General features: G+C 73.4%; 9 protein-coding genes and 1 pseudogene. 5 read left to right on the top strand and 5 right to left on the bottom strand.

The features are described from left to right. Positions 1-670 precede the first annotated feature (670 nt). Positions 671-3,097: a penicillin acylase family protein gene (locus EV699_RS19385; protein WP_132545936.1), complete on the bottom strand. Its 2,427-nt coding sequence runs from the start codon at positions 3,095-3,097 to the stop codon at positions 671-673. A gap of 134 nt (positions 3,098-3,231) precedes the next feature. On the opposite strand from EV699_RS19385, the gene EV699_RS19380 reads away from it, so the two are divergent. Both EV699_RS19380 and EV699_RS19375 read left to right on the top strand, forming a co-directional pair. Then, a complete protein-coding gene (locus tag EV699_RS19380; RefSeq protein WP_132545934.1) occupies positions 3,232-4,083 on the top strand; it encodes a methylated-DNA--[protein]-cysteine S-methyltransferase in 852 nt (283 codons plus the stop codon). A 28-nt stretch (positions 4,084-4,111) separates the two neighbouring features. Beyond that, positions 4,112-4,972 carry a DMT family transporter gene (locus tag EV699_RS19375; RefSeq protein ID WP_132545932.1) on the top strand — a complete coding sequence of 287 codons (861 nt, stop codon included), beginning with the start codon at positions 4,112-4,114 and terminating at the stop codon, positions 4,970-4,972. A 31-nt stretch (positions 4,973-5,003) separates the two neighbouring features. On the opposite strand, the gene EV699_RS19370 is transcribed toward EV699_RS19375, so the two are convergent. Further along, the gene (locus tag EV699_RS19370; protein ID WP_132545930.1) at positions 5,004-5,441 is read right to left on the bottom strand and encodes an OsmC family protein; all 438 of its coding nucleotides are present in this window, start codon (positions 5,439-5,441) and stop codon (positions 5,004-5,006) included. A gap of 220 nt (positions 5,442-5,661) precedes the next feature. Between EV699_RS19370 and EV699_RS19365 the strand changes: the two genes are divergently transcribed. Together EV699_RS19365 and EV699_RS19360 are read left to right on the top strand one after the other, a co-directional pair. Further along, the gene (locus tag EV699_RS19365; protein WP_132545928.1) at positions 5,662-6,165 is read left to right on the top strand and encodes a glycine zipper 2TM domain-containing protein; all 504 of its coding nucleotides are present in this window, start codon (positions 5,662-5,664) and stop codon (positions 6,163-6,165) included. 86 nt (positions 6,166-6,251) lie between these two features. Continuing rightward, positions 6,252-9,170, top strand: coding sequence for an insulinase family protein (locus EV699_RS19360; RefSeq protein ID WP_132545926.1), 2,919 nt, complete (start codon positions 6,252-6,254; stop codon positions 9,168-9,170). 27 nt (positions 9,171-9,197) lie between these two features. Here EV699_RS19360 and EV699_RS19355 read toward each other — a convergent pair whose 3' ends face one another. The 3 genes from EV699_RS19355 to EV699_RS19345 form a co-directional block, all read right to left on the bottom strand. After that, positions 9,198-9,914 carry an alpha/beta fold hydrolase gene (locus tag EV699_RS19355; protein ID WP_132545924.1) on the bottom strand — a complete coding sequence of 239 codons (717 nt, stop codon included), beginning with the start codon at positions 9,912-9,914 and terminating at the stop codon, positions 9,198-9,200. Continuing rightward, a complete protein-coding gene (locus EV699_RS19350) occupies positions 9,911-10,834 on the bottom strand; it encodes a 2-dehydropantoate 2-reductase (RefSeq protein WP_132545922.1) in 924 nt (307 codons plus the stop codon). The genes EV699_RS19355 and EV699_RS19350 overlap by 4 nt, the downstream gene beginning before the upstream one ends. 77 nt (positions 10,835-10,911) lie before the next feature. Beyond that, a complete protein-coding gene (locus EV699_RS19345) occupies positions 10,912-11,346 on the bottom strand; it encodes a MaoC family dehydratase (RefSeq protein ID WP_132545920.1) in 435 nt (144 codons plus the stop codon). Positions 11,347-11,678: 332 nt separating this feature from the next. Here EV699_RS19345 and EV699_RS19340 point away from each other — a divergent pair. Continuing rightward, positions 11,679-11,773: pseudogene (locus EV699_RS19340) on the top strand (electron transfer flavoprotein subunit beta/FixA family protein); the annotation flags it as partial.

Genomic DNA, 11,773 nt, shown 5'->3' with positions numbered 1-11,773 from the left:
ATCCGCCTGCAGTGGCTAAAACGGCCCTGCCGTCGCATGGCGACTGACCCATTTCCGGATTCGGCGCCGGAAGCGGGTCAGAAAATGACCGGTCCGGGGGCCGGTGAATGGGGAATGGATCTGATCAGAGGTTCCTTATGAATATTTGTGCAGAGCACGTCTACGTTTATTAGGCTCGAAAGAACACCGTAACTTAATCGAGGTTGAGCGGGATCAAACAAATTGTTGCCAGTATTCCCCGCTTCGTCGATATGAAAGAACATTTCCTGTGCCTCACTAAAAGTAGACGGCCTATCGGCAAAATAAACACACCCGCGGCCGCGGGACATTCACCGAAAAGTAACGGCTGATAAACCGCTTGGCAAGGGTTCTGCCGGTAAGCCATTCGGGTGTCAAGCGGACGGATCGCCGCATTTGCCACCTTCTCATTGATAGTACGGGCGATGCGCCGTCTGGCACCCATTTCGATATGACATAAAGCATTTTGAATTCAACGCACTATCGACTCATGGCCGGTTGTTGTGCGGACCGCGTTTGCCGGCGCTCGCCTGTACGGCATGGCCGTGCGATAGCGGCGACGGTGCGGAGGACCGTCTGCCGCCATGAACCAACCCAGCCCTTCCCGCCAGCCTCCCAGGCCGCTCCAGCGGGTCCGTGGGCGGGTGCCCCCTCAGCGCGCCGGCAGCAGTTTCAGCGTGCCGAGCGCGCCGGTTTCGTAGTCGGCGGCGCGCATGCTCATCGGCAGGTACTCGACGCGCCGCCAGGCGCCGAGGAAGTCGGCGTAGTGCGGCGACGGGCGCTGGCCGGACTGGCCGGTGGCCTGGATGAAGCGCGAGGCGTCGGGGTCGGCGAGGTCGATCAGCATGCGCAGGCTCGCGCCCTGGGTGGAGCGGTAGGGGTGGGCGGCGTCGGCGACGTGGTGGCGGGCGACGTTGACGGTGTACACGTCGCCGCCGACCGGCACGTTCAGTTCGAACCAGTCGGCGAGCAGCGGCACGCGCGAGAACGGCCGGTGCTCGGCGCGGGCGACGTGGGCGTCGGCCCAGCGCCACGCCGCCGGCTGCGGGCCGTACTGGCGCGCGAGTTCGGCGACGGCGTCGGCGAGCGCTGCGGAGAGCTGGAAGTCGCAGTCCTCGACCGCGGGGGTGGTGATGTCGTCGCACCAGCGCGCCTGGCCGTCGCGGTCGGCGAGCACGTTGGCGGTGAACACGCCGCGGATGTCCCAGGCCTGCTCGAACAGCGGGCCGAGTTCGTCGGCGTACAGGCGCCGGCCGAGGGCGCGCATCCAGGCGGCGTAGATCAGCGGTTCGGGGCGCTCGGCGTCCATCGTGCCGTCCCAGCGCTGCAGGCGTTCGAGCGCTTCGCTGCTGAGCGCGTCGCGCGTCACCGTGTAGCGCAGGCGCGGCAGCAGCTCGCGCGCCTGCACCGACAGCACGTCGGCGTGCATGCGGGCGAAGTCGTCCAGCGTGTGCCGCGGGCGCGCCGCGAGCAGTTCGCCGATGCGCCGGCTGCGGTAGGGCGGGGCCCATTCGGCGGTGATGTAGTACGGGTAGGCGGGGTCGACGATCTTGTCGTTGGCGGTGTGGATCTCGCCGCCCGGCGGGTCGAGGCGCCGCGGCAGCGCGTCGAACGGCACGTAGCCGGTCCAGTCGTAGCGGGCGTCCCAGCCGGGGGCGGGGGCGAGGCCCATCAGGTCGTTGTCGGGCCGGCGCAGCGGCACCCGCCCCGGTGCGATGAAGCCGATGTGGCCGTCGACGTCGGCGTAGACGATGTTCTGCTGCGGCGTGTGGTAGTCGCGCAGCGTGGCGACGAACTCGTCCCAGTTGCGTGCGAGCGGCATGCGCAGGCCGGCCTGGTAGGTGCGGTCGTCGGGGTCGAGCGCGGTCCAGCGCATCGCCAGCACGTACCCGGGGGAAAGGCCGGCGGTGCTGCCGCCCGCCGGCAGCACCGGGCCGTGGCGGGTTTCGCGCACCACGAGTTCCTCGTCGGCGGCGCCCTTGACGTGCAGGACCTCGCGGCGCTCGACGAAGGGGCGCGGGCCGTCGGGGGCCTGGTAGTAGCCGGGCCGCGCCGGGTCGAGGCGTTCGAGGTAGAGGTCCTGGGTGTCGGGCTTGGTGTTGGTCATGCCCCAGGCGATGCGCTCGGTGCGCCCGACGATCATCAGCGGCACCCCCGGCAGCGTGCCGCCGATCACCCGCAGGCCGGGGGCTTCGAGGTGCACCAGGTACCACGTCGAGGGCACGGTGAGGCCGAGGTGCGGGTCGTTGGCGAGCAGCGGCTTGCCGCTCGCGCTGCGGCTGCCGGCGACCACCCAGTTGTTCGAGCCGATGCCCTCGGGCGTGTGCGGCAGCGGCGTCGGGCCGAGCGCGAGCGCCTGCGCGCCGAGGCTGCGGTACAGCGCGGCAAAGTCGGCGACCGGCAGCGGCGCGTCGCCGGGGTAGGGCGGCAGGAATTCCTGCAGCTGCCGGGTGTCGAGGCGCATCGACAGGCGCAGGCGCAGCAGCTCCTCGGTCCAGTTGCCGGCGAGGTCCCAGGCCATCATCTTGACCCAGCCGATCGAGTCGGCCGGCTCCCAGGGCTCGGGGCGCACGCCGGTGGCGAGGAATTCGAGCGGCAGCGGGCCGGGGTGCCCGCTGATCCACGCGTTGACCCCGGCAGCGTAGGCGTCGAGCACGGCGCGCGCGTCGGCGTCGAGGTTCGCGAGGCTCGCCTGCGCCGCGCGCCGCACCCCCAGCGTGCGCAGGAAGCGGTCGGTCGGCAGCGCGCCGGGGCCGACCGCCTCGGCGACCCGCCCGGCGGCGATGCGCCGGTTCATCTCCATCTGCCACAGCCGGTCCTGCGCGTGCACGTAGCCGAGCGCGAAGTAGGCGTCGTGCACCGAGCGCGCACGGATGTGCGGCACGGCGTTGCGGTCGCGGACGATCTCGACCGGGCCCGCGAGCCCCGCCAGGTGCACGCGCCCGGCGTAGGCCGGCAGCGGCCCGCGCAGCAGCCAGGCGAGCGCGCCGGCGGCGGCCAGCACGAGCACGAGCAGGCCGTAGAGCACGCTGCGCCGGCGGCGACGGGCGGGGGAGGGGGCGGCGGGATTCGGGCTCATGGGCAGGGTTCCGAGGGCTGGGCGGCGGCGACCGCGTTCCTGAGAGGTGCGCAGGAATCGGGTGGCCGGATGCGGCACGGGCTCCCTAGTATGGCCCGCAGCGTCGGCACCGGGCCGGCGCGGAGGGTGACAGCATGAACGAACCGGACGAGGCGAACCGGGCCTACCGCACCGTGGCGCGGGCGATCGAGCTGATCCGCGCGCACGCCGACCGGCAGCCGGAGCTCGCCGAGATCGCGCAGGCGGTGGGGCTGAGCGAGAGCCACCTGCAGCGCGTGTTCGCGAACTGGGTGGGCATCAGCCCGAAGCGCTTCCTGCAGTACGTGACCAAGGAGCACGCCAAGCGCGCGCTGGCCGGCACCGACGTGCTCAGCGCCGCCGCGGCCTGCGGGCTGTCCGGCCCCGGCCGGCTGCACGACCTGCTGGTGGTGGCCGAGGCGGTGTCGCCGGGCGAGTACCGCAACGGCGGCGTCGGGCTCGACATCGCCTGGGGCATGCACGCGAGCCCGTTCGGCACGGCCTTCGTCGCGGCGACGCCGCGCGGCATCTGCCGCCTCGCCTTCGTCGAGCCCGCCGAGGCCGGCGCCGAGTGCGCGCGGCTGCAGGCCGAGTGGCCGCACGCGACGCTGCGCCACGCGCCGGCGGAGGCCGCCGCGCTGCTCGCGCGCATCTTCGACCCGCCGCCGCAGCCGAAGCCGCTGCACCTGTGGATCCGCGGCAGCAACTTCCAGCTGCAGGTGTGGCAGGCGCTGCTGCGGATTCCGCCGGGCCGGCTGGTGAGCTACGGCGAGCTCGCCGCCTACCTGCAGGTGCCGCACGCGGCGCGCGCGGTGGGCAACGCGGTGGGAGCGAACCCGGTCGCCTACCTGATCCCCTGCCACCGCGTGATCCGCGCCGGCGGCGAGCCCGGCGGCTACCGCTGGGGGCTGTCGCGCAAGCGCGCGCTGATCGGCTGGGAGGCGGCGCGCAGCGCCCAGCCCGCCTGAAACCCGGCACCACTTTGGGAGTGCGCCGATGCGCATCGCCGATGTCCTGCGTCTGCTCGTCCTCGCCGCCATCTGGGGCGGCTCGTTCATGCTGATGCGCGTGCTCGCGCCGGCGCTCGGCCCGACGGCGACCGCCGGGCTGCGCCTCGCGCTGGGCGGCGCGGCGCTGCTCGCGTACTTCCGCGTGATCGGTTTCGATGCCCACTGGCGCCGCGACTGGCGCCACCACCTGCTGGTCGGCGCGATCAACTCGGCGCTGCCGTTCTGGCTCTACGGCTTCGCCGCGCTGCACCTGCCGGCGGGCTACTCGGCGATCCTCAACTCGTCGGCACCGCTGTTCGGCGCGCTCTGCGCCGCGCTGTGGCTCGGCGAGCGGCTCGACCGGCGGCGGCTCATCGGCATCGCGCTCGGCGCCGCCGGGGTGGCGCTGGTGGCGCGCACCGGCGCGAGCGTCGCCGACGACCCGCTGCTGCCGCTCGCGGTGCTCGCCTGCCTGGCGGCGGCGTCGTGCTACGCGCTCGCCGGCGTCTACATCCGCCGCCACGCGGCCGGGGTGCCGGCGATGGCCTTCGCCGGCTGCAGCCAGATGCTCGGCGGCGCGCTGCTGCTGCCGCTGGTGCCGCTGGCACCGCCGCCGGGGCCGATCACCGCCGGCGTGGCCGGCAACCTGCTGGCGCTGGCGCTGCTCTGCAGCGCGGTCGCCTACCTGCTGTATTTCCGCCTGCTGGCCGACCTCGGGCCGACGCGCGCGCTGACCGTGACCTTCCTGATCCCGGTGTTCGGCATGCTGTGGGGGGCGCTGTTCCTCGGCGAGGCGATCACGCCGGCGATGCTCGCCGGCTGCGCGCTGGTGATCGGCGGCACCACGCGGGTGCTGCGCCGGAGCTGAGGGGGCGGGCGACACCCACCCCCGGCGGGGGTCAGTGCACCACCAGTTCGACCGGCGTGGCGCTGAGCAGGTTGTCGGAGATCGGGCAGCGGCGGTCGACCTCGTGCAGGAAGTCCTCCTTCTCGGCCTGGGTGAGGTCGGCATCGACCGTCACCGTGACCGTGAAGCCGTGGAAGCCGGCGCGGCTGTCGCGGTGCTTGCCGAGCAGCACGGCGGGGTCGAGCTGGCCGGCGACGTGGATGTCCAGGCCGCGCAGCGCCAGCCGGCGCTGGTGGGCGACGATGCGGGCGATGCTGCCGATGCAGCCGGCGAGCGCGACGAGCTGGTATTCGAGCGGCGACGGCCCGCGGTCCTCGCCGCCGCCGGCGCGGCCCTGGTCGACGCGGACCAGGTGGTCGCGGATGCGGGTCTCGATCAGGAAATCGCTGCCGAGACGGGAGTGCACTTCGACGGTCTTCAGCGTGCTCATGACGGGGTGTCTCGAGTGGGGCGGAGCGGTGCGTCCGCGATGGCATCATTATGCCTATATATTCAGATAAACGAATATACGAATCTGAATTGCGGCCATGCCTGTGTATGCGCGCTGGTGCGCGGCCGCCCGCGGCGGGGAGCGAATCGCGCCGCGGCTTGTCACAGGTAGAATCCGCGCCCGCCCCGCGTGGGCGAGCACCCTAAAAGGAAGCACACCGATGAGACGTTCCACCCTTTCCCTGGTCGTCGGCGCCGCGCTGCTGAGCGGCTGCGCGCCGTACCCCTACGGCGGCCAGCCGGGCTACGGTGGCCAGCCGGGTTATGGCGGCGGCTACGCCCAGGCGCCCGCCTACGCCGACAGCGGCGCCTACCAGCGCTACGGCGTGGTCACCGGCATCGCGCCCTACCGCAGCCAGGGCGGCACCAGCGGCAACGAGGTGCTCGGCACCGCCGCCGGCGCCGTCGTCGGCGGGCTGCTCGGCCACCAGTTCGGCGCCGGCAAGGGGCGCACCGCGGCGACCGTCGCCGGTGCCGTCGCCGGCGGCGTCGCCGGCAACATGATGAGCAGCGGCAGCAGCGCCGGCAGCGACCTGTGGCGTGTCAGCGTGCGCCTCGACAACGGCCGCACCCTCGAGGTGGACCAGCCGCCGGGGAGCTTCGGCGTCGGCTCGCGCGTCGAGGTCGTCGAGCGCGGCAACGGCGTCGAGCTGGTCCCGCGCTGAGCGGGCATGCGCCGGCGCCCTGCCGGGCGGCGGGCGCGGCGCGTACCATGGAGGTCTACACGCATTCTTTCGTCCCCGGAGCCCCGATGACGCACCCCGCCTTCGAACACCTGCGCACGCGCGAGATCCCCGCCCTCAAGCTCGCGCTGGAGGAGTACCGCCACCGCGTCACCGGTGCGCGGCACCTGCACCTCGCCGCCGCCGATCCGCACAACGCCTTCCTGGTGGCGTTCCTGACCGTACCGCAGGATTCCACCGGCGTGGCGCACATCCTGGAGCACACGGCGCTGTGCGGCAGCCGCCGCTACCCGGTGCGCGACCCGTTCTTCATGATGACGCGGCGTTCGCTGAACACCTTCATGAACGCCTTCACCGCGTCGGACTGGACCGCTTACCCGTTCGCCAGCCAGAACCGCAAGGACTTCGACAACCTGCTCGCGGTGTACCTCGACGCGGCGTTCTTCCCGCTGCTCGATGCGCGCGACTTCGCCCAGGAGGGCCACCGGCTGGAGTTCGCCGACCCCGCCGATCCGGCCTCGCCGCTGGTGCTGAAAGGCGTCGTCTACAACGAGATGAAGGGCGCGATGAGCTCGCCGGTGCAGGCGCTGGCGCAGCACCTGCAGACGGCGCTGTTCCCGACCACCACCTACCACGTCAACAGCGGCGGCGACCCGGCGCACATCCCCGAGCTCACCTACGAGCAGCTGGTAGCTTTCCACGCCGCGCACTACCACCCGTCGAACGCGGTGTTCATGACCTACGGCGACATCCCCGCCGCCGAGCACCAGGCGCGCTTCGAGGCGCGCGCGCTGGCGCAGTTCCAGGCCCGGCCGCTCGACCTCGCGGTGCCCGACGAGCGCCGCTACGGCGCGCCGCAGCAGCGCGAGCTGCGCTACCCGGTGCCCGCCGACGAAACCGCCGAGAACACCCACGTGGTGCTCGGCTGGCTGCTCGGGCGCAGCACCGACCCGCTCGAAACCCTGCGCGCGCGGGTGCTCGCCGAGGTGCTGCTCGACAACGCCAGCTCGCCGCTGCGCCACGCGCTCGAAACCTGCGGCATCGGCGCCGCGCCGTCGCCGCTGTGCGGCTTCGACGACTCCACCCGCGAGACGACCTTCGTCTGCGGGCTCGAAGGCTGTGAGCCGGAGGATGCCGAGGCGGTCGAGCGCCTGGTGTTCGAGGTGCTCGCCGAGGTCGCCGAGCACGGCGTGGAGCCGGCGGCGCTCGACGCGGTGCTGCACCAGATCGAGCTGCAGAGCCGCGAGATCAGCGGCGACGGTTACCCCTACGGGCTCAAGCTGATGCTCGATGCGCTGGCGCCGCAGCTGCACGGCGGCGACCCGCTGTGCGCGCTCGACATCGACCCGACGCTCGACGCGGTGCGCGCCGAGGCGCGCGCGCCCGGCTTCGTGCAGGGGCTGGTGCGCCGGCTGCTGCTCGACAACCCGCACCGCGTGCGCCTGACCATGCGCCCCGACCCGGCGCTCGCCGACGCGCAGGCGCGCGCCGAGGCCGAGCGCCTGGAGCGCATCCGCGCCGGGCTCGACGCCGCGGGGCGCCAGCGCATCCTCGACGCCACCGCGGCGCTCGCCGCGCGCCAGGCGCAGGTCGACGATCCCGAGCAACTGCCCAAGGTCACCCTCGCCGACGTGCCCGCCGACCTGCCGATCCCGCAGGCCGAGCGGCGCACGCTGGCCGGCCTGCCGGCGGCCTGGTACGCGCAGCCGACCAACGGCATGGTCTACCAGCAGTGGATCATCGACCTGCCGGCGCTGCCCGAACCCCTGCTCGAGCGCCTGCCGCTGTACGCGCTGACGCTCGCCGAGGTCGGCAGCGGCGGGCGCGACTACCTCGCCACGCAGGCGCTGCAGGCGGCGGTGACCGGCGGCCTCAGCGCGCGCTGCATGGCGCGCGCGCCGGTGGCGACGGGCGACGCCGTGCGCGCGGTGCTGGTGCTCGCCGGCAAGGCGCTGGCGCGCAACCACGCGGCGCTCGGCGCGCTGCTGCGCGACACGCTGCTCGCGCCGCGCTTCGACGAGGCCACGCGCCTGCGCGAACTGGTCGCGCAGTACCGGGCGCAGCGCGACGAGGAGCTCACCGAGCGCGGCCACGTGCTGGCGATGAGCGCCGCGTGCGCGCCGCTGTCGCCGAGCGCCGCGCTGCTCGAGCGCTGGGGCGGGCTCGCCTCGGTGCAGGCGCTGCGGGCGCTCGACGACGCCCTCGACGACCCGGCAGCGCTCGCCGCCTACGCCGCGGACCTCGCCGCGCTGCACGCGCTGATCGTGGCCGCGCCGCGGCGCCTGCTGGTGGTGGCCGAAGGCGAGCGCCATGCCGAGCTCGAAGCCGCGCTGGCGACGCTGTGGGCCGGCGATGCGCCGCCGCCGCCGCCCGCCGCCGAGCCGGCGGCGTTCGCGGTGCCGACCGTGGCCGGCGCCGCGCACACCGCGTGGGTGGTCGGCACACAGGTGAACTTCTGCGCCACCGCCTACCCGGCGGTGCCGGTCGGGCACACGGACGCGGCGGCGCTGCTGGTGCTCGGCGACTACCTGCGCAACGGCTGGCTGCACCGCGCGATCCGCGAGCAGGGCGGGGCCTACGGCGCCGGCGCCGGCTACCAGGGCGACGCCGTGGTGTTCCGCTTCTTCTCCTACCGCGACCCGCGCCTCGACGCCACGCTGGCCGACTTCGGCCGCGCGCTCGGCTGGCTGGACGGCGACGGGCACACCGCGCAGGCGCTGGAGGAGGCCATCCTCGGCGTGATCGCGGCGATCGACCGCCCCGGCTCGCCGGCCGGCGAGGCGATCACCGCGCACCTCAACGAGCTGTTCGGGCGCAGCGCCGAGCAGCGCCGCGCGCTGCGCGCGCAGGTGCTCGGCGTGAGCCTCGACGACCTGCGGCGGGTGGCGCACCGCTACCTGGCGCCCGAGCGCGCGGTCAGCGTGGTGGTGACGCACCGCGGCGCGCTGGCGGGCAGCGCGCTCGACTTCGCCGTGCACACGCCCTGAGCCGGCGACGGCGGCCGGCGGGCGGGCTCAGCCGCCGGCCGGCGGGCGCGCCAGCCAGGCGCGCAACTCGGCGTTGACCACCTCGGGCTCCTCGAGCGGCGCCAGGTGGCCGCAGCGTTCGAGCATCAGCAGGCGCGCGCCGGGCACGGCGGCGGCGATCTCCTGCTGGCAGGGCGGCGGCGTGAGCTGGTCGTTGCGCCCGCCGATCACCAGCGTCGGGCAGCGGATCTGCGCCAGCAGCGGGCGGCTGTCCGGGCGGTCGATGATCGCGCGCTGCTGGCGCAGGAACACCTCGGCGCCGGCGTCGCGCGCCATCGCCATCACCGTCGCCGCCGGCTCGGCGTCGTCGAGCCGCGAGTGGTCGATCAGGAACGGCAGCAGCGCGTGGCTGACGCCGCGGAAGCGCCCGCGGGTGGCCAGCGCCATGAAGTCGAGCCGGCGCTGCACCTTCTCCGGCGGGTCGGGCTGCGCCGCGGTGTTGATCAGCGCGAGGTGGGTGATGCGCTCGGGCGCCTGGCGCAGCAGCTCGAAGGCGATGTAGCCGCCCATCGACAGCCCCGCCACCGCGAAGCGCGGCGGCGCCTCGGCGAGCAGCGTGCGGCCGAGTTCGTAGAGCTCGTCGTGGCGGGTGTGGTCGGGCACGCGCATGTCCGCGACGTCGGCCAGCGCCGCGAGCTGGTGGCGCCACAGCCGGGCGTCGTTGAGCAGGCCGGGGATCAGCAGCAGCGGGATGCGCGCGTTCATGCGTCCACCGGCGCGGCGAGCGCGGTCTTCAGTCGGATCATCTCCAGCAGCAGCCGGTGACGGGGCAGTTCGAGCCCGAGCGCGGCGGTACGGGCAACCAGGTGGCCGGTGATGAAGTCGATCTCGGTCGGGCGCCCGGCGCGCACGTCGGCACACATCGACGACACGTTGCCGCCGGTGGCCGCGGCGACCGCGAGCACGCGCTCGGCGAGCGCCGTGGCCGGGCGGCCCAGCGCGGTGAACGCGGCGTTGGTCTCGGCGCACAGCGCGCTCACCAGCGCGCGGCCCTCGGCGTGTTCGGCGAGGGCGCCGTTGCGGCAGTCGAGCAGCGCGGTCAGCGGGTTGATCGCGGCGTTCACCGCGAGCTTGTCCCACAGCCGCGCCTCGATCGCGTCGTCCCAGTCCACCGTGAAGCCGCTCGCGCGCAGGCCGTCGAGCGCGGCCGCGCGCTGCGCGGCGCTCGCCGCGCGCGGCCCCGGGCCGAGCCAGGTCGGGCCGTCGCCGGCGTGCACCACGTGCGCCGGCGCGCGGCGCCAGGCGCCGAGCGTGGTGGTGGCGAGCAGCGGGGCGTGCGCGGGCCCGTCGGCGACGAGCGCGTCGGCAGCGCCCATGCCGTTCTGCAGCAGCACGATCACGGCCCCGGGGGCGAGCCGTGGCGCCACCGCGGCGAAGGCAGCGCGGGTCTGGTGCGCCTTCACGGTGAGCAGCAGGCGCGCGATCGGCGCGCCGGCGGCGTCGATGCGCTCGGCGGGCAGCGCGAGGCGCTGCGTGCCGGCGGCATCCTCGAGGACGAGGCCGTCGGCGTAGGCGGCGGGGTCGCGCACCAGCAGGTGCACGGCGACGCCGCCGCGGGCGAGGCGCGCGGCCCACAGCCCACCGAGGGCGCCGGCACCGAGTACGTACCAGGGAGGGGTGTCCATCGTCGGGCGAGGTCCGGGCGCGGAAAGGGCGGCGGATGATAGCCGACGCGGCGGGCCGGGGCCCGCCGCGCAGCCGTTCAGGCCGGGCGCTTGTCGACCATGAAGGTGGCCTGGCCGTCGACCACGGTCTTGCCCTTCACGGTGCAGGCGGTGTCGCAGGTCACGCGCCGGCGCTCGACGTTGATCTCGCGGATGGTGAGGGTGGCGGTGACGGTGTCGCCGATGCGCACCGGCGCCCGGAACTTCAGGTTCTGGTCGACGTAGACCACCCCCGGCCCCGGCAGCCGCGTGCCGGCGACGCACGAGATCAGCCCGGCGCAGAACATGCCGTGGGCGATGCGGCCCTTGAACATCGTCGACTCGGCGAACTCCTGGTTGATATGGATCGGGTTGTCGTCGCCGGTGATGCCGGCGAAGAGGACGATGTCGGCCTCGGTGATGGTCTTCGCATACGAGGCGCTCTGTCCGACCACGAGGTCTTCGAGGTAGTAGCCGTGCAGATCCTGGGACATATCGGTACTCCGCTGGGGATGGGGGATGCGGGCGGCAAAACACCAGCCTGACGATAGACTCTGGAAACCCCGTCCGTCAGGCGTCAAGCGCCGGTGCCACGCTGCCCTGGCGTCGGCCGGTCGTGACGACCGCCTGTCTTGCATCGTCCATTAAGAAGAAATACTATTCAACTACGGGTTTACCCTAATATGCTCTGGCCAAACGTGGGGGCGGAGGTAAACCGGTTCTTCGGGCCGCGACCGCAGGGTCGGCAGGCCCGGCGCGGGCGGCGCCTGCCGTCGACAGACGACCGGAGGCCGCCTCCGGCCAAGCGACTGAGGAAGGTAAGGGGATGAAAGTACTGGTCACGGTCAAGCGCGTGGTGGACTACAACGTGAAGGTGCGGCCGAAGGCCGACGGCACGGGGGTGGACATCGCCAACGCGAA

Source organism: Plasticicumulans lactativorans (genome assembly GCF_004341245.1).
Taxonomy (GTDB): Bacteria; Pseudomonadota; Gammaproteobacteria; order Competibacterales; family Competibacteraceae; genus Plasticicumulans_A; species Plasticicumulans_A lactativorans.
This window is presented reverse-complemented; position numbering and strand designations above follow the sequence as displayed.